13 protein-coding genes are annotated in these 17857 nt (G+C 73.3%); 9 read left to right on the top strand and 4 right to left on the bottom strand.

Annotated elements, in window-relative coordinates:
• Positions 1-90 precede the first annotated feature (90 nt).
• Positions 91-1215 (top strand): acyltransferase, encoded by a 1125-nt coding sequence (locus tag ACGFJ7_RS21290; protein WP_392643314.1) that lies wholly within the window; start codon positions 91-93, stop codon positions 1213-1215.
• Here ACGFJ7_RS21290 and ACGFJ7_RS21295 read toward each other — a convergent pair.
• Both ACGFJ7_RS21295 and ACGFJ7_RS21300 read right to left on the bottom strand, forming a co-directional pair.
• Positions 1178-1867 carry a response regulator transcription factor gene (locus ACGFJ7_RS21295; RefSeq protein ID WP_360256167.1) on the bottom strand — a complete coding sequence of 230 codons (690 nt, stop codon included), beginning with the start codon at positions 1865-1867 and terminating at the stop codon, positions 1178-1180. The genes ACGFJ7_RS21290 and ACGFJ7_RS21295 overlap by 38 nt on opposite strands.
• Entirely contained in the window at positions 1864-3051 is a 1188-nt protein-coding gene (locus tag ACGFJ7_RS21300) for a histidine kinase (RefSeq protein ID WP_360256169.1), read from the bottom strand. Before ACGFJ7_RS21300 ends, ACGFJ7_RS21295 begins: the two co-directional genes overlap by 4 nt.
• A gap of 109 nt (positions 3052-3160) precedes the next feature.
• On the opposite strand from ACGFJ7_RS21300, the gene ACGFJ7_RS21305 reads away from it, so the two are divergent.
• Positions 3161-4162, top strand: a complete 1002-nt coding sequence (locus ACGFJ7_RS21305; RefSeq protein ID WP_360256171.1) for a VTT domain-containing protein — start codon at positions 3161-3163, stop codon at positions 4160-4162.
• Positions 4163-4322: 160 nt separating this feature from the next.
• Here ACGFJ7_RS21305 and ACGFJ7_RS21310 read toward each other — a convergent pair whose 3' ends face one another.
• Complete coding sequence (locus ACGFJ7_RS21310) at positions 4323-5228, bottom strand: LysR family transcriptional regulator (protein ID WP_360256173.1); 906 nt, start codon at positions 5226-5228, stop codon at positions 4323-4325.
• 69 nt (positions 5229-5297) lie between these two features.
• Here ACGFJ7_RS21310 and ACGFJ7_RS21315 point away from each other — a divergent pair, with 69 nt between their 5' ends.
• Complete coding sequence (locus tag ACGFJ7_RS21315; protein ID WP_360256176.1) at positions 5298-6176, top strand: EamA family transporter; 879 nt, start codon at positions 5298-5300, stop codon at positions 6174-6176.
• A 31-nt stretch (positions 6177-6207) separates the two neighbouring features.
• Here ACGFJ7_RS21315 and ACGFJ7_RS21320 read toward each other — a convergent pair whose 3' ends face one another.
• The gene (locus ACGFJ7_RS21320; RefSeq protein ID WP_360256615.1) at positions 6208-7851 is read right to left on the bottom strand and encodes a serine/threonine-protein kinase; all 1644 of its coding nucleotides are present in this window, start codon (positions 7849-7851) and stop codon (positions 6208-6210) included.
• Positions 7852-7984: 133 nt separating this feature from the next.
• On the opposite strand from ACGFJ7_RS21320, the gene ACGFJ7_RS21325 reads away from it, so the two are divergent.
• From ACGFJ7_RS21325 to ACGFJ7_RS21350, 6 genes are all read left to right on the top strand, one after another.
• A complete protein-coding gene (locus ACGFJ7_RS21325) occupies positions 7985-11458 on the top strand; it encodes a fibronectin type III domain-containing protein (protein WP_360256178.1) in 3474 nt (1157 codons plus the stop codon).
• A gap of 18 nt (positions 11459-11476) precedes the next feature.
• Positions 11477-11776: a hypothetical protein gene (locus ACGFJ7_RS21330; RefSeq protein ID WP_360256182.1), complete on the top strand. Its 300-nt coding sequence runs from the start codon at positions 11477-11479 to the stop codon at positions 11774-11776.
• Positions 11777-11921: 145 nt separating this feature from the next.
• Positions 11922-13385, top strand: coding sequence for a glycosyl hydrolase (locus ACGFJ7_RS21335; protein ID WP_360256185.1), 1464 nt, complete (start codon positions 11922-11924; stop codon positions 13383-13385).
• 58 nt (positions 13386-13443) lie between these two features.
• On the top strand, positions 13444-13941 hold the full coding sequence (locus ACGFJ7_RS21340; protein ID WP_360256187.1) for a SigE family RNA polymerase sigma factor: 498 nt from the start codon (positions 13444-13446) through the stop codon (positions 13939-13941).
• The gene (locus ACGFJ7_RS21345) at positions 13938-14579 is read left to right on the top strand and encodes a hypothetical protein (RefSeq protein ID WP_360256189.1); all 642 of its coding nucleotides are present in this window, start codon (positions 13938-13940) and stop codon (positions 14577-14579) included. The genes ACGFJ7_RS21340 and ACGFJ7_RS21345 overlap by 4 nt, the downstream gene beginning before the upstream one ends.
• 66 nt (positions 14580-14645) lie before the next feature.
• Positions 14646-17843, top strand: coding sequence for a S8 family serine peptidase (locus ACGFJ7_RS21350; protein ID WP_392643318.1), 3198 nt, complete (start codon positions 14646-14648; stop codon positions 17841-17843).
• Positions 17844-17857: the final 14 nt, after the last annotated feature.

The following is a 17857-nucleotide window of genomic DNA, read 5'->3' on the forward strand; positions in this document are numbered from 1 at the left end:
GCGGGACCATGCGGGATACACCTCGCGCCCGACGCGGTCGCGGCCCGGTGGTTCGTAGCTTCGGTGCCTCGTCAACAGCGGAGGGGCGCCATGCGGCAACGGGATAGATTCATCGACGGGCTCCGGGCGCTGGCCATCCTCGGGGTCGTGAGTGGACATTGGCTGGTCGGGGCGCTGGTCGCCACCCCGGCCGGCGGGCTGCGGATCGACAGCCCGATGCGTCATCTGGAGTGGCTGCACCCGGCCACCTGGTTCCTGCAGATGCTGGGACTGTTCTTCCTCGTCGGCGGCTACACGGCGGCGCAGGGGCTGCGCCGGGCCCGGGAGAGGGGCGAGACCGACGCCCACTGGGTACGCCGCCGGCTGTGGCGGATCGGCCGGCCGGTGGCCGCCGCGGCGGTGATCCTGGCCGTGGCCCTGCCGGTGCTGAGCCTGTTCGGGCTGGGCGCCGGGACCGCCCGTACGACAGTGGTCCTGTTCCTTCAGCCGTTGTGGTTCATGGGCGTGTACGCGGTGATCACCGCGCTCACCCCGTACGCCCTCAAGCTCGACCGGATCGGTGGCCTGCGAGTCGTCCTGGCCTTCGCCGGTGCGGTCGCCGTGGTGGACCTGCTGCGCTTCGGCCCGGCCGCCGAACCGGCCGCCGTCGGCTATCTGAGCGTGCTGCCGGCCTGGTTCTTCGCCTACCAGCTGGGGATGGCCTGGTCGGCCGGACGGGTCGGCCGGCGCGTGGCGGCCGGTCTGCTCGCCGGTGGCCTGGCGACGTTCGTGGTCCTGCTGGCCGTCCTCGACTACCCGGTGAGCATCGTGAGCGTGCCCGGATCCGTACGGTCCAATTCGAACCCGCCGTCGCTGATGGTCCCGGCCCTCGCCGCGATCCAGGCCGGCGCCGCGCTGCTGCTGCGCGCCCGGATCGAGCGGCTGCTGCGCCGGCCGCGCGTCTGGGCCGCGGTGACCGTCCTGAACCTGAGCGCGATGAGCGTGTTCTGCTGGCATCAGGTGGCGCTCGTGGGCGTCTCCGAGGCCGCCCGCCGGCTCGGCACGCTGCCCGGCCTCGGTGACGCGCCGATCGACGGCGGCTGGGTCGCCGCCCGCCTCGCCTGGTATCCGGTGCTCGGGCTCGCGCTGGCCGGCCTCGTCGTGCTGGTGCGCCGGTTCGAGAACCCGGCGCCGGCGCCTATCGAGCCTCGGAGGGACCGGGCCGCCCGGGTGTGACCAGACCGTTCTCGTAGCCGAACACCACGGCCTGGACCCGGTCGCGCAAGCCGAGCTTCTGCAGGATCCGGCTGACGTGGGTCTTGGTGGTCGGCTCCGAGATGAACAGCGTGCCGGCGATCTCGGTGTTGGACCGGCCCTGGGCGAGCAGGCGCAGGACCTCCCGTTCACGGTCGGTCAGGGCGTTCAGCGCGACCGCGCCGGCCGGCCGGCGCGGTCGCGCCTCGACGAAGTTCTCGATGAGCCGGCGGGTGATGCGCGGCGCCAGCAGCGCGTCACCGCCGGCCACCACCCGGACGGCCTGGACCAGCTCGTCGGGCTCGCTGTCCTTGAGCAGGAACCCGCTGGCGCCGGCCTGCAGGGCCTCGTAGATGTAGTCGTCGAGGTCGAACGTCGTCAGCATCAGCACGCGCGGCGTGTGCCCGGCCGGGCGATCCGGGCCGAGCAGGGCCCGGGTGGCGGCGAGCCCGTCGAGCACCGGCATCCGTACGTCCATCAGAACGACGTCGGGCCGCAGCCGGCGGCTGCTGTCCAGGCCGGCCTGCCCGTTCTCCGCCTCGCCGACGACCTCGATGTCGGGTTGCGCCTGCAGGATGGCCCGGATGCCCATCCGGATCATCGCCTGGTCGTCCACGATGAGGGCGCGGATCACTGCTCGGCGCCGATCGGCAGGCGAGCCGCGACCCGGTAGCCGCCGCCGGCGCGGACGCCGGTCTCCAAGGTTCCACCGGCCTGCCGGACCCGTTCCCGCATGCCGGTCAGCCCGTGCCCGGTCACCTCGGAGGACTCCATCGGCTCGGCCGGTCGCGGCGCGGCATCGTTCAGCACGGACAGCACCAGATCACTTCCTTCGACATCGATTTCGATTCGCGTACGGGCTCCGGGCGCGTGCCGGATGACGTTGCTCAGCGACTCCTGGATGAGCCGGTACGCGGTCAGGGCCACCGTCTCCGGCACGGCCGCCGTCCGTACGGCCTCGGCCTGGGCAACCTCGACCGGCAGCCCTGCCCGCTGCGCCGACGCCACCAGGTCCGGCACCCCGTCCAGGCCGGGCACCGGGGCCAGCTCCGCGTCGGCGTCCTCCGCCCGCAGCACCGACAGCAACTGCCGCATCTCGCGCATGGCCGCCCGCGCGCCGGTGGCGATCCGGGTGAACTCCGCCTCCGCCACCGGATCCAGGTTCTCGATCCGGTACGAGGCGGAAGTGGCCTGCATGTGGATGACCGACATGCCGTGCGCCACGACGTCGTGCAGTTCACGCGCGATCCGGGTGCGCTCCTCGGCGACCGCCCGCTGGTTCTGCTCGATCTCGACGTCGCGGCGGGCGTCGGCGAGTTCCCGGCGGACCGCCCGCCACCGGCGGACCAGCAGGACGGCGCCGACGACGAGCGCCGACAACGCCGGGTACAGGATCTCGATCAGCAGGCCGTCGCCGGCCGAACGGCCGTACGGATCGAGCAGCGCCACGATGGGCAGCAGCACCGAGCTCACGCACCAGGTCAGCGCGGCGTCGCGGTCGCTGCAGCGGGCCGCGACCAGCCCGGCGTGCGCGATCAGCGTCAGCAGCCCCGGCACGGTGAGCGGCCACGTCGACACCGAGTCGGGCGGCAGGGCCAGCGCGACGACGACCACAGCCAGCAGCTGCAGGGCGGTCGCCGCGCGCGGCCGGACGAGGACCAGGGGCAGCGCGGCGGCCTGGGCGATGCCGGTGAGCACCGCGACCAGCGGGGGAACGCCGAACACCAGGGCGGACAGCGTCGCGTTCACGGGCAGGGCGACGAGCGCGAGCCCGCCGGCAACCAGCCACCACCGCAACCATTCGTTCGGCGCTGTCACGTGCACACCGTATCCGGAAGATCCACGTCCGGCGTCCGGCCGGCGATGGACACGACCCCCTACCCGAGGATGACGCCGTGGCCGGTGCCCGAGATCCACGCTTGCCGGCATGGACCTGATGAGCCTGCTCACCCCGATGATGACCTCGCCGATGCTGTACCCGCTGCTGGTGGCGCTGGTCGGCGTGGACGGCGTCGTGCCGGTGGTCCCCTCCGAGGCGGCGGTGCTGACGGCCGGCGTGTTCGCCCGCGCCGGCACACCGAACCTGCTGCTGGTCATCGCGGCGGCCGCGGTCGGCGTGTTCGTCAGCGACCACGTGGTGTACGGGCTGGGCCGCACCGCCGCCGGGCCGCGGCTGCTCGGCCGTTTCCCGCGGATCGGCCGGGCCGTGGCCGTGGCCGGGCGGCGGATCGAACGCCGCCCCGGCCTGCTGATCCTGATGTCCCGTTTCCTGCCGGGTGGCCGCCTCGCGACGAACCTCGCCTGTGGCACGGCCCGGTTGCCCCTGTCCCGGTTCAGCCCGGCCTCGGCACTCGCCGCGGTGGCGTGGGCGGCCTACCACGCCGGCCTCGGCGTGCTGGGCGGCGCCGCCTTCGCCGAGAACCCGCTGATCGGCATCGCGATCGGGCTCGGCCTGTCGTCCCTGGTGGGCGGCGTCGTGGCGCTGATCCGCCGCCGGCCCCGGCCTGGCGTGCGTGATTCGTCCCGGCGGCCCTCACGGCAGAGTCACCGTCCTGGTCAATCTCCCGAACCGGGGCGGATCCATCCGGCTCGGAGGGCGACCTCCCTCGCGACCACCACGCTGGGACGATCATTGACCACGGTGAAGTCCTCCAGCGACAGGTCATCGAGTCGGGCCTCCTGCTCGGCCAACCGCTTCAGGTGCCGCTGGGCGCCCGCCTCTCCGTCGCGGTCCCGGAGTCGCCGGCGGACGGTGTCCGGAGCCGCCGTCAACCGGACCAGCTGGACTGCGCAATCGGCGAGGCCGGCCGCGTATCGGGCCCGGAGGGCGAGACTGTCGATGCCCGCGCTGACGACAAGGTGCTCGGCGCCGAGGACCCGGAAGTTGGCCCACACGGCGGTCAGGTTCAGACACTTGAGTTCGTCGTAGAAGCCGCGCTCGCCGAGCGCCGGCGGCGGACCGAACTGGGCCAGCGCGTCGGTGTCGACGACCGCGGTGATGGATCCCGTAGCGGTGAGGAGCCCGCCGATGGCCTGAGCCACCGTGGACTTGCCGACGCCCGCGACTCCGTTGAGTATCAGTGCCCGCTTCACGGTTTCCTCGGTGGCCACGCGGGACGGCTACACGCGGGGTCGTGTGGTGTGCGGATGAGCCGCCGGGCCAGGGCGAGGAAATCCGGTACGGCGGGGTGGCTCGGTGGTTGCTTCCAGGCCAGGTGGACCGGGACAGGTGGTACCCCGGCGAGCGGGATGTAGGCGACGGCCGGATTCGGGTACGTGGCCGCGGTGGCGGTGGTGGTGACGCCGGCCGCCTGGCCGGCGGCGATGGCCGCGATCCAGTCGTCGGTGTTGGCGACCTCGATGATGTGGTCAGGGGTGTCATCCTCAGGCCAGAGGCCGAGAGTCGCGGTGCCGGCGATGGCGTTGAGAGCGATCGGCTGGGCGGTGAGATCGTGCAGGGTGAGTCGTGTTCTCCCGGTGAGGGGGCTGTCGGCGGCGACAGCGGCGACGCGCGGCTCGAGCAGCAGGACCACGGTGTTCACCTCGGCCGGCAGGCCGGGCTCGCCCCGGATGACGGCGACGTCGACGGAGCCACGGTCGAGTCCGGCGGTGCGATCGTCGACGCGCAGGAGCCGCAGGGGAGTGTCCGGGTGCTCCCGCTTCCAGCCCCGCAGCAGTGCCGTGGTGTGTTCGCCCAGTGCCGACCAGGCGTGGCCGAGACGGAGGGGCCAGGTCCCGGCGCGGACCGGGTCGAGTGCCTCGTCGACGGCCGTGACCGCGGCGGCGGCCCGCGGCTGGAACGCGTGTCCGGCGGCGGTGAGTTCTAAGTGATGGGTGGACCGGTCGATCAGACGGACGCCGAGGTGCGCTTCCAGTTGGCGCAGGGTGCGGGAGAGCGCCGGTTGCGTCACGTGCAGCCGGGCCGCGGCGCCGGTGATGGTGCCTTCGGCGGCGATGGCGAGGAAGGCGCGCAGATGCCGCAGCTCCACGGTCATGACAGCCGAGCATAACCACACTGAATTCGGCATTTCCCGGCCGGCCGCCCGGCTCATAACGTCGGTCGCATGGTCAACGTTCTCGACCCCGTCCCCGCTTCGACCAGGCGCGGCGGGGCGGTAGGGCTGGTACTGGGAGCCTTGCTGTCGGGCCCGTTCGGCGGCGCGGTCGCGGCGCTGCTGTTCCCCCGCGTCGGGGTGGACGGAGTCGTGACACTGCGACTGACCATCGCGGCGCTCGTGCTACTGGCGGTGTGCCGCCCCCGCGTACGGGGACATCGGCGCGCGGACTGGTTGTTGGTCGGCGGATTCGGCGCGGCGCTCGCCGGCATGAACACGCTGGCCTACCACGCGATCGCGCTGATCCCGCTCGGTCCCGTGGTGATGCTGGAGGTGCTGGGGCCGCTCGTGCTGTCGGTGCTGACCGCCCGCCGCGCGGCGAGCTGGCTGTGGGCCGGCCTGGCCGCCACCGGGGTGGCGTTGCTGAGCACCGCCGGCTTCGATCGGCTCACCCCGGCCGGGATCGGCTTCGCCGCGGCGGCGGGCGCGGTCTGGGCCGGATACATCGTGGCCAGTGCACGGGCCGGGCAACGGTTTCCCCGGACCGACGGCCTGGCCCTGGCCATGACCGCGGCCGCGGTCATCACTCTTCCCTTCGGCGCCGGCACAGCCGGAACCGCGCTGGTCGACCCGGGCGTCGTGGCGATGGGCGCCGCAGTGGCGCTGCTGTCCTCCGCACTGCCTTACACACTCGAGTCGCTGGCGCTGCGCCGCATGCCCACCACGACCTTCGCCGTCCTGATGAGCCTGGGGCCCGCCGTCGCCGCGCTCGCCGGCTATGTCGTCCTGCACCAGCGGCTCACCCCGGTCGAAGGGCTGGCCATCGCGCTGGTCATCGCGGCCAACGCCGGCGCCGTACGGACGCCGTCCCGGGCGGCATCGGGCTGACCGCCGCCGACGGCGGCGGCTGACAGCCGGGTCATCGCCGGGCGGACCGGATGTCGATGTTCGAGAAGCGGACGAAGCCGTCGTCGCCGTCGGCCAGCTGGACCAGGCCCAGGGTCGTCGTGCCCTTGGTGAGGGCCGGGTCGTCCAGTACGGCGGTGAGAAGCTTCTCGCCGTCCAGCCGTACCGTGGCGATCTCGTCGACGATGTCGATGACGAGCTGGTGCCGGGCGGCGTAGCCGGCCCTCAGCGGGGCGCTGCTGATTGTGCGCACGTCGCCGGACGGCGGGTAGGCGGCGACGGCGATCTCGTCGGCGCAGGCGGTCAGCTCGTAGCGGGCCGGGCCGGTGCGGCGGAACCCGATGAGCGCGCAGGCGTCGTCGCTCAGCTCGTCGTAATGCACCTTGATCGACTGGTTGCCGGCGAAGACGGTGGCCGGTCCGGGACAGGTGACGCCGTCGTTGCCGGGCCCGGTGACGACGGCCAGGCCGTCCTGGCCGAGTTCGCAGCTGTACTCGCCGGTCCGCTTGTCGCGCCACTGCCCGGCTCGGGTGAGGGTGTCGACGACGCGTACCTCGGCCGGCGTGGACGGGGTCCCGGACGACGGCCGGGCGGCGGGCGGGGCGGCTTCGCTGCCGTCGCCGCCGGTCAGGGCCACCACCAGAGCACCCGCGGCCACGGCAACCGCCGCGACCGCCGCGCCGGCGACGCTCAGCCGGTGAACGGCCCGGCGGCGCGCGGGAGCCGGCGCGGCCGAGCCCGCGGTCAGGTGCGGCGAACCGAGCGACGGCGTGGGGCCGGAACCGCGCGGCGGAAGCGGTGGTGCGGTGACTCCGGGGCGGCGCGGTGGGAGCGGCGGCGGCGTGACACCGGGTCGGCCGGTGAGGAGCGCGTCGAGCAGATCCTGGGCGGACGGGCGCTCGGCCGGGTTCTTGGTCAGCGCCCGCCCGACCACCTCGTGGAGGTCGTCCGGAAGTCCGGTCAGGTCCGGCGCGGCGGTCAGGATGCGCACGGCGGTGGCGGTCGGCGTGTCGGCGGCGAACGGCGTACGCCCGGTGGCGGCGTAGGCCACCAGCACGCCCCAGGCGAACACGTCGACGGCGGGGGTGACGGCGCCGCCGTCCAAGCGTTCCGGAGCCATGTAGGAGAGCGTGCCCACCACCTGATCGGTGCGAGTGTGCTCGCTCGTCGACTCGAGCGCCCGCGCGATGCCGAAGTCGATCACTTTCGGGAAGCCCGGCGCGAGAAGGACGTTGCGGGGCTTGAGGTCACGGTGGATGACGCCGGCGCCGTGAATGGCGACCAGCGCGGTGGCCACCCCGACCGCGACGCTGTAGAGGCCACCGTCGCCGAGCGGGCCGTCGCGGGTGACGCGATCGGCCAGGTCGGGGCCGTCGATGTACTCGACGACCAGGTAGGGCGTCTCGTGGTCGGGGTCGGCGTCGAGCACCGCGGCGGTGCAGAACGGAGGGACCTGCCGGGCCCGCTGGACCTCGCTGCGGAAACGCCCGCGGAACTCGACCTGGGCGGCGAACTCGGCCCGGATGATTTTGACGGCCACGGTCCTTCCGCCGCGGTCCTGAGCCAGGTAGACGGCGCCCATGCCGCCCTCGCCGAGCAGTCCGAGGAGCTCGTAGTCGCCCAGCGCCCGCGGGTCGTGGGTACGGAGGGGCTTCATCTGCACGCGGTGGTCTCGCTCCCACGATCGACGTCCTCGATAGCGAGCCGCAATCTAGCAGCCCCGCGCCCGGACCGTCAGACAGTTGCCCGAAGTGAGACAGGACGAGGGCGTACGCATTTAGCGTGACCCTGTGCCCACTAAGTTCCGGCTTCTTCTGCGGACGGCGGTGGCCGGACTTCTCGGCGCCGCCGTGCTCGCCGCCCCCTCGCCCGCCGCCGCGGCCACGCCCACCTTGGATGTCGCCGTCTATGTGGGAGACGGGACCTTCGACCCGCCGGTCGACGGCGGCAACAAGCTCGGGTCCCCGCGGAACATAGCCTTCGACCCGTCGGGCGACATGTACACAGTCGAGGGAATGAGCTGCCGGGTCCTCAAGATCACTCCGGCCAAGGTGATCAGCGTGATCGCCGGCAGCGGGGGATGCGGCGACATTTCTCCGGGGGGCCCGGCCACCCAGGTCGGTTTTCCGCGGTCCGTCGCCCGGCACAACGGCAACACCTATGTGGGCACCGACCGCTACATCTACCAGATCGACCCGCAGGGCATCCTGTCGGTCGTCGCCGGTACCGGAAGCTCCTTCCCCGCCCTGGTCGACGGTCCCGCGGCCGGGCAGGCGGTCTACGACGTGACCCAGATGGCCGTGGTCGGCGACACGCTGTACTTCTGCCAGATGGCGCAGGCCGCCAAGATCGACCTCAACACGATGCAGTTGACCGTCATCGCGGGAAACAGCACCACCATCGCTCCCGCCGTCCCGGGCCCGGCCCTCGCTTCCACCCTGGGCTGGCTCAGCGGCATCGCGGTGGCCGCGGACGACACTGTCTACCTCGCGGACGCGTTCTACGAATCGATCTACAAGATCGCCCCGGACGGCACCCTGTCGGTCCTGGTCACCCTCCCGGCGGGTCACGAGGCGTCCTCACTCCTGATCGGCCCGGTCGGCACCCCGTACGCCGGGAACCTCTACGCCAGCCTCAACACGGAGATGACCATCGTCGAGGTCGACACGACAGCGACGAACGGCAACGCGACTCTCACCGTGGTGGCCGGTAGCGGCTGGACTTTTCCGACCACCACGAAGATGCCGGCCCTGTCCGCGCGCTTGAACCAGACGCAGGGCCTCGGGGTCTCACCGGCCGGTGACTTCTACGCGTCGCTGGCGAACGCGGCCCAGATCGTCGAGCTGACGCCCGCGGGGCCGTCCGCGCCGCAGCCGCCGACCGCGGCCGGTGCGCAGGTCGGCGACGAGAGCGCCGTGGTCAGCTGGACCGCGCCCGGTGACGACGGCGGCTCGCCGGTCACCTCGTACGACGTGCAGGCCTACAGCGGCGGCAACGCGGTCGCGGGCAAGACCTGTACGGCCACCGCGCCCACCCTCACCTGCACCGTCACCGGCCTGACCAACGGCGCTGCCTACACCTACCGGGTCACCGCCACCAACCTGATCGGCACGAGCGCGGAGTCGGTCGCGTCGGCCGCCGTGACGCCGCTCGGCGCCGCCGGCGCGCCCACGGTCGCGAACGTCGCCTCCACCGCCTCCGGTTCGGCCACCCTGACCTGGACGGCGCCGGGCGTCAACGGCGGTTCGCCGGTCACCTCGTACACGGTCCAGGCGTACGCCGCCGGCCAGGCCGTGGCCGGCCGGACGTGCACGGTCAACTCGCCGGCCCTCACCTGCACGGTCACCGGGCTGACCAACGGCACCGCGTACACGCTGCGCGTGACCGCCACCACCAGCGCCGGCCCGGGCGCCGAGTCGGCCGACTCGGCGCCGGTCACCCCGGTCGGGCCGTCCGGCGCCCCCACCACCGTGCTGGTGACCGCCGGCAACGGGCAGGTCGCCGTCAGCTGGACCGCGCCGGGCAACACCGGCGGGGCGCCCATCACGTCCTACACCGCGCAGGCCTATCAGGCCGGCCTGCCGGCCGCCGGCCGGACCTGCACCACCGCGACGCTGTCATGCCTGGTCACCGGGCTCACCAACGGCACCGCGTACACGCTGCGCGTGACCGCCACCACCAGCGCCGGCCCGGGCGCCGCCTCGGCCGACTCGGCGCCGGTCACCCCGGTCGCGCCCGCCGTGCCGGTGACTCCCGCTCCCGGCGCGCCCGGCACCCCGGCGGCCCGAGGCGCCACGTCGTCGATCAAGGTCTCGTGGCCGGCCTCCGCCGGGCAGGTGACCGACTACACCGCGGTCGCCATGCCGGGCGGGAACTCCTGCACGACGACCTCGACCAGCTGCGTGATCGGCGCCGAGGCGGGCCGGGCGTACACGATCACCGTCGTCGCCCACGGGCCGGGCGGCGCCTCGCCGGCCTCGGCCCCTTCGGCGAGCGTCACCCCGACGGCGCCCATCACCCCGCCCGGCCTGCCGGCCAACGTGCCCCCGACGCTGACGACGGACCAGGGACCGCTGTCCCTCGTCCTGCCCAAGCAGGAGATCACCCTCACCGGCTCCGGGTTCGCCCCGAACTCCACCACCAAGGTCACCCTCTACTCGGCCCCGATCGAGCTCGGCACCGTCACCACCGACGCGAACGGCGCCTTCGCGCTGACGGTGGCCGTCCCGGCCGGTGTGCCGGCCGGCGGACACACCATCCTGGCTCAGGGCGTCGATGGCAGCGGCGCCGTCCGGCAGATGGCCCTGCCGGTCATCGTCCCGCCGACCAGCCCGACCAGCTCGGGCGGCGGCGACCAGAACCAGAACACCAAGCTGCCGGTGCCCGCCGGAGGCTCGATCACCTTGCTGAGCACGACCGGTGACCCGGTCGGCACCCTCCCGGTCAAGGGCCAGGGCACGTACGCCCTCGACACGACCACCGGCGTCATCACCTTCGTGCCGGTCGCCGGCTTCGCCGGCCGGGCCACCGCGGTCCAGTACCGCATCACCGACGCCGTCGGCCGGGTCGTCACCGGCAGCTACACCGCCGTGGTGACCGCGGCCGGCACCGGCCAGCCCGGGCCGGGCGCGCCGAGCGGCCCGATCCGGCTGGTCACGCCGGCCCGCCTGATCACCAAGGTCGACGGGACGGCGCTGGTACGTATCACCCACAGCGGGGCGGTGACCGGTCGTAGCACTGTCGTGCTGTGGAGCACCGTCTCGGGCAAGCGGGTCAGCTTCGGCAGCGCCTCCGTCCCGGCCGGCCGCAGCATCGTCGTGCCGGTCCCGCTGAACGCGCTGGGCCGCGCCATGACCGCGCGACCGGGCGGCTATCCCGTCACGGTCGCCGCGACCACCGGCTCGGCGCTGAGGGCCACGGCGGCCACCCGGGTGGTGCTTCAGCACTTCCAGTTGCCGCGCTCGATCTACTTCGCCTCCGGCTCGACGGCCGTGAGCCGGGAGCAGGCGGCGTACCTGACCGGGCTGCGCGCCCGGCTGGGCGGGGTTCGTGCCCTGACCTGCGCCGGCTACACCGACAACCGGGGCAGCGACGCCTACGCGCGAACGGTGAGCACCCTGCGCGCGCGGGTGGTGTGCCGGGCGCTCGCCACCGGTCTCGGCATCCGCATGATCATCGTCGGCCAGGGCAAGGCCACGACCGGCAACGGCACCGAGCCCGGCAAGGCCCGCAACCGCCGGGCCGACATCACGCTGCATTACTAGGTCGTGCACCATGGCGGCATGGCTTTGATGGTGGAGATCCACTTCCCGCTGACCGCCGACGACGAGTGGATCGACGATGTCGGCGACTTCCTCATCGACCTTGAGGAGGAGCTCGGTATCGAGGAGGCCGAGGACGGCGAGGAGTCGGGCGGCGAGTACATCTTCTTCGTCGCCGGCGGCCGCGAGCGGACGCTGCTGGAGGCGGCCTCCCGGGTGGCCACCCGCAAGGGTGTGCCACCGGGCGCCTTCGCGATGATCACCGACACCAACGCGCCGCGGGTCGGCATGGGCCGGCGGGTCGAGCTGCCCATCCGCTGACCGCCGCGCTCACCGAAGCCACCCTCAGCAGCTGATCCGCGCCCCACTTGCTACCGAAACGGCAATCAGTTCTTCTCGCGCGCGCCGTGCGCGCGGCCGACAGGAGGTGTCACCACTCCGTCGGGACTGAAGGACTGATCCGTTCATGCGCAAGGCCGCCGCGCTTGCCCTGGGACTCGCCACCGCTCTGCTCACGGCCTCACCGCTGACCGAGGTCCGCGCGTCGGCGGCCGCCGCCACGCCGGCCCTCGCCGGGCGGATCGCCGCCGTCACGACGGCCAAGCAGATCAACTACTACCCGTCGGCGGCCGGCTGGTCGCGGATGTGGACCTCGTTCGACCCGGTCGTCATCGGTGCCGACCTGGCCAAGGCCCGCGCGCTGGGCGCCGACAGCGTCCGCGTCATCGTGTTCCCCACGGTGTTCGGCTATCCCACGCCCAAGCCCGAGTACGCGGCGAAGCTGGCCACCTTCGTCGCTCTGGCCGGCGAGCACGGCATGACGGTGAAGCTGACCCTGTTCGACTGGTGGAACGGATACTCCGACGTCGCCGGCAGCAGCACCTGGGCGACCGCGCTCCTCAAGCCGTACCGCGACGACAAGCGTGTCATCTCGATCGGGCTGCAGAACGAGCTCGACCCGTCCAACGCCGCCGCGGTGGCCTGGGCGAAGAAACTGCTTCCGGTGGTACGGGCGGTGGTGCCGGCCACCCCGGTCACCATCTCGATCAGCGGGCAGGCCGGCGTCGCGGGCCTGCAGAAGCTGAAAACCGCGCTGGCGGCCACGCCGCTGGACTACTACGACTACCACTTCTACGGCAACTCGCAGAACGCCCTGGCCCTGATCCGGCAGGCGCGGGCCGCCGTCGCGCCGTCACCTTTGGTGATCGGCGAGACCGGCGTCAGCACGCAGTCGGCCGGCGAGGGCGGGCAGGCGGCCTATCTGGCCCGGGTGTTCCAAGGCGCGGCCGCGGCGGGCGTGCGCTCGGTCGCGCCGTGGACGCTCAACGACTTCCGTACCGGCGCCATCCCGCCCTCGGCGGTCGCGAAATCCCCGGTCCAGTACGCGTACGGGCTGCACCGGGTCGACGGCAGCGCGAAGCCGGCGGCCGCCGTGGTCAAGGCCGCCTGGACGGGTAAGGCCTACCCGGCCAGCACCATGGACCTCGGCTTCGAGAACCCGGCCGGGCAGACGCCGTGGACCACCTTCATGCCCGAGCTCGGCGTCGCCACCAGGGTGAACAACGTCGCGCACTCCGGCACGTGGTCGGTGAGGCTCAGCCGTACCGGCAAGAACGCGGCCGGTTCGCCGTCGTACCGGGTCGCGCCCCTGTCGCCCGTACAACCGGGAAAGACCTGGCGAGCCGAGGCGTGGGCGCGCGGCACGGCGGCCACCGGCACGACCCAGGTGGCGCTGAGCTGGTTCGACGTGGACGGCCGCTGGCTCGGCGGCGCCGGCTCGGCCACGCTGCCGGCCGGCACGACGGGCTGGACCCGGCTGACCGTCGCCGCGAAGGCGCCGGCCGGTGCCGCCGGCCTGCAACTGCACCTCAAGTCGGGGGGCAACACCGGCTCGGTCTGGTTCGACGACGTGACGTTGTCCGAGGTGTGACCGCTGGACGGAGGTGCCTATCATCGTCGGCGGATCATGACCGCGATGGGACCTTCAGTTGCCAGGCAGTTCCGAGTTCGAGGAGTTCTACGCCGCCTCGTCGTCGCGGGTGCTGGGGCACCTGTTCCTGATGACCGGCGACCGGGCCGAGGCGGAGGACGCGGTGGCGGAGGCCTTCGCGCGGGCCTGGCAGCGGTGGGCGGTGGTCTCGCGGGCCGACAGCCCGGAGGCCTGGGTGCGTACGGTGGCGACGCGGATCGCCATCAGCGGCTGGCGCAAGGCCGCCAACCGGTTGCGGGCCCACCGCCGGGAGGCCGGCGATCAGGTGCTCGACGGGCTGAGCCCCGACCACGTCGCGCTGATGCAGGCGTTGCGGACGCTGTCGCCGGCCCAGCGCCGCGACATCGTGCTGCACCACCTGGTCGGCCTGTCGGTGGACGAGATCGCCCGGGAGACGGGGACACCGGCCGGTACGGTCAAGGCCCGGCTGTCCCGGGGGCGCAAGGCGCTGGCCTCGCTGCTGGGTGAGCCCGACGTGAGGGGAGTGAGCCGGTGACGCGGCGGCCCGATCTCAACGAGCGCCTGTCTGGCCTGCTGGCCGAGAGCGCCGCGTCGCTGCGCCCTCGCCCGGTCGACGCGGTGGTCCGCCGGGGCCGGCAGCGCCGCTCGCGCCGCCGCGCGGCCGTGGCGGGCGCGCTGACCGTCCTCGCGCTCGCCGGCGGCGCCGCCAGGCTGATGTCCGGGCCGGCCGAACCGCCGCCGGAGCCCCCGGCCGCCCCGGCGTCGCAGCTGCCCGGCGTGTTCGACGGCCGGACCCCGGTCACCCTCACCGTGGTCGCGCCGGCCGGGACGGTCATGGCCGGGTACGACGATGACGATCGGGTTCTCGTCTCCGGCACCGAGGGCAAGGATCCGGAACTGCGCGATCGCTGGCTGGTCGTGCCCGACGGCGCCCTGCGGCTCGCGGTGAAGCGGCCCGGCGGGTGGGTGTGCGCGAGCCGGGAGGACGGCGGTGTCCTCCGCCTCCGCGTGTGCCGGACCGGCGCCGCCGCCCAGCGATTCACTCTCACCACGGCCGGCGACCGTACGTACTCCCTGGTCTGGGGTGGATCGCCGGTCCGGATCGGCGACGGCGGCGCGCTCGTCGCCGGCGGTACCGGCAACCCCGTCGCATTCACCGTGGCCCCCGCCTGAAAGTCGTGTGCAACCGGCGGCGCCCCTCGGGCGTCATCCCCGGACCACACACTTCGGAGGATCATTGTGAGACGACGGATCTGGGCCGCGGCCCTGGCCGGCCTGCTGGCCGTGGGCACGGTCGCGGTGGACGAAGCGAGCGCCGCGGCCCCTACGCCCGGCCGGCAGGACTTCACGCTGATCACGGGGGACCGGGTCGTGCGCAGCGGCGGCCACGTCAGCGTCGACCGGGCGCCCGGCCGCGACCAGGTGACCTTTGTGGAGAGCGCGCACGGCGGGCACCGGTACGTGTTCCCGTCCGACGCGCTCCCGCTCGTCCGGGCCGGCCGTCTCGACCGCCGGCTGTTCGACCTCACCGCCCTGGCCGGTTTCGGCTACACCGGGCCGGCCGCCCTGCCGCTGCTGATCGAAGGCACGGCCGCCCCGAAGGCGGCCGAGGTCACCGCGACCCTGCCCAACCTCGACATGGTCGCCGTGCGCGCGAACCGGCAGCAGCGCGACGACCTGTGGGCGGCGCTGACCGCGGGCGGCCCGGCCCAGCGGACCCTTCGGCCCGGCGTCGACCGGGTCTGGCTGGACGGCAAGCGGAAGCTCAACCTGGACCACAGCGTCCCGCAGATCGGCGCCCCGGCCGCCTGGCAGAAGGGCCTCGACGGGACCGGCGTGACCGTCGCCGTGCTGGACAGCGGGGTCGACGCCACCCACCCCGACCTGGCCGGCCGGCTCAAGGAGGTGCGCAACTTCACCGACGCACCCGACGCCGACGACGCCCTCGGGCACGGCACGCACGTCGCCTCCACCATCGCCGGCACGGGCGCCGCCTCGGACGGCCGCTACCGCGGCGTGGCCCCCGGCGCCCAGCTGCTGATCGGCAAAGTCTGCCCCGGCGAGGAATGCCAGGACTCGGCGATCCTGGCCGGCATGGCCTGGGCCGCGTCGCGGGCCCCGGTGGTCAACATGAGCCTGGGCGGCGACGACGAGCCCGGCACCGACCCGATGGAAGCGGCCGTCGACGAGCTGAGCGCCCGGTACCACACGCTGTTCGTCGTCGCGGCCGGCAACGAAGGCCACGCGCCGGTGAGCTCGCCCGGATCGGCGGCGGCCGCGCTGTCGGTGGGCGCGGTCGACCGGGACAACGCCATCGCCGACTTCTCCAACTGGGGCCCCGCGGTCGAGGGCGACCTGGTCAAGCCTGAGATCACCGCCCCCGGGGTGGACATCGTGGCGGCCAAGGCGGCGCACGCCACCATCGGCGACCCGGCCGGGAACCCGGCCTACACCAGCCTGTCCGGCACCTCGATGGCGACACCGCACGTGACCGGCTCGGCCGCGATCCTGGCCCAGCAGCATCCGGGCTGGACCGGCCGGCAGCTCAAGACCGCCCTGATGGCCTCGGCCGAGCCGACACCGGGCCTCGAGACGTACGCCCAGGGAGCCGGCCGGGTCGACGTCGCGCGCGCGATCACGCAGACGGTGGCCACCGGCGCCGGCAGCGTCGATTTCGGCACCGTGCGGTTCCCGCACGCCGACGACAAACCGATCGCCCGTACGGTCACCTTCCGCAACGACGGCACCTCGCCGGTGACGCTGCGGCTCGCCGTCGAGACCACCGCGCCGGCCGGCCTGTTCACCGTCGATGAGCCCACACTGACCGTGGCCCCGGGCGCGACGGCCACCGCGAAACTCACGGCCGACACCACAGTGGAGACCACCCAGGAGTGGATCGGCGGCCGGATCGTCGCCACGGCCCCGGCCGGGGTACGGGTCGAGGTCCCGTTCGGCGTCCACCGCGAAGGCCCCACCTACACGGTCACCCTGCGCCACACCGGGCACGACGGCGCCGTACCGGCCGATCAGTTCACCGGTTTCACCGATCTGCGAAATTTCGCGTACGCCGAGGCCACCGGCTCCACGATCCGGCTGCCCGCCGGCACGTACGGCGTCAGCAGCACTGTCACCGGCGCTGACGGTTCCACCTCCCTGCTCGTGCAGCCCCGCCTGGTCGTCGACCACGATCTGACGGTCGACCTCGACGCGCGCCGGGCGAAACCGGTAGCCGTCTCCGTACCCGACAAGAGGGCCGAGGCGACCTTCACCGCGATCCGCGGCACCTGGCTCTCCCCCGAGGGGATCTTCAGCGACACCGCCATCAACGGCCCCGGCCCCGGCCTCTCCTTCGCCGAGGTCGGCGACCACAGCGCCGAACCGCTGTTCCACTCGGCCGTCACGACGACCCTGACCTCGCCCACCTCGTCGTTCCGGCTGCACTGGCCGCGCGACGGGCGCTTCCCGACCGGCGTCGCGAAGGCGTACCAGCGCCGGGACCTGGCCGCGATCGCCGGCACCTACGCCCGGTCGGCCGGCCGCGCGCCCGGAATGGTGGGCTTCACCGCCCTCTCCCGCCGCGACGGGCAGCTCGTCGAGACCGGTTACAGCCCCGACACGCGGATCACGATGCCGGCGTCCCGCACCGACTTCGTCAACACCGACAACGGGATCCTCTGGTCGGCCGGCTTCGGCGAGTACGACGTGGACGCCGACGTCTACCTCGGATTCGCGCAGCGCTCCCCGGCCCAGTACCGGCCGGGCCGGACCTACCGGCTGGCGTGGAACAGGGCCGTGTTCGCGCCGTCGGTGGCGGCCGGCTCGGTCACCCGCGAGGGCGACACCATCAGCGTCGACCTGCCCTCGTACGTCGACGCGTCCGGCGTACGGGTGAACGGCGTCACCGCCGCACCCCGCACCATCACGCTCTACCGGGCCGGCCAGGCGATCGGCACGATCGACGAGAACGCCGAGCAGCCCCGCCAGTTCACCGTGCCCGCGGCGGCCGGCGCGTACCGGATGACGGCGACGGCGAAGCGGACGGCCCCGTACGAGCTGTCGACGTCGGTGACCAGCACGTGGACCTTCCGATCCGGATCGACGGCTAAGGCCACACCACTGCCCTTGCTGACCGTACGGATGTCGCCCGCGCTGGGCCTCGCCAACAGCACACCGCGGGGCCGGTCGTTCCCCGTACCGCTGACCTTCGAATCCCAGCCCGGCGCCACACCGGGCAATGTCACTTCGGTATCGGCCCAGGTCTCCTACGACGACGGCAGAACCTGGCAGAACGCCACAGTGCGGGGCCACGGCACCACCCGCGTGGCCTGGGTCCACCACCCCCGGACCGCCGGCTTCGCCTCCCTGCGCACAACCGCCCACACCTCAACCGGCAACACCGTCGAACAGACCGTCATCCGCGCCTACCGCATCGCCTGAACGCCCCGGCACCC

The sequence above is a fragment of the Actinoplanes sp. NPDC048988 genome (genome assembly GCF_043197815.1).
Taxonomy (GTDB): domain Bacteria; phylum Actinomycetota; class Actinomycetes; order Mycobacteriales; family Micromonosporaceae; genus Actinoplanes.

Bases quoted from the DNA above. Each gene is read 5' to 3' on its own strand.
- ACGFJ7_RS21335 (WP_360256185.1), top strand. From the start codon at position 11,922: ATGCGCAAGGCCGCCGCGCTTGCCCTGGGACTCGCCACCGCTCTGCTC.
- ACGFJ7_RS21305 (WP_360256171.1), top strand. From the start codon at position 3,161: ATGGACCTGATGAGCCTGCTCACCCCGATGATGACCTCGCCGATGCTG.
- ACGFJ7_RS21315 (WP_360256176.1), top strand. From the start codon at position 5,298: ATGGTCAACGTTCTCGACCCCGTCCCCGCTTCGACCAGGCGCGGCGGG.
- ACGFJ7_RS21330 (WP_360256182.1), top strand. From the start codon at position 11,477: ATGGCTTTGATGGTGGAGATCCACTTCCCGCTGACCGCCGACGACGAG.
- ACGFJ7_RS21320 (WP_360256615.1), bottom strand. From the start codon at position 7,851: ATGAAGCCCCTCCGTACCCACGACCCGCGGGCGCTGGGCGACTACGAG.
- ACGFJ7_RS21290 (WP_392643314.1), top strand. From the start codon at position 91: ATGCGGCAACGGGATAGATTCATCGACGGGCTCCGGGCGCTGGCCATC.
- ACGFJ7_RS21310 (WP_360256173.1), bottom strand. From the start codon at position 5,228: ATGACCGTGGAGCTGCGGCATCTGCGCGCCTTCCTCGCCATCGCCGCC.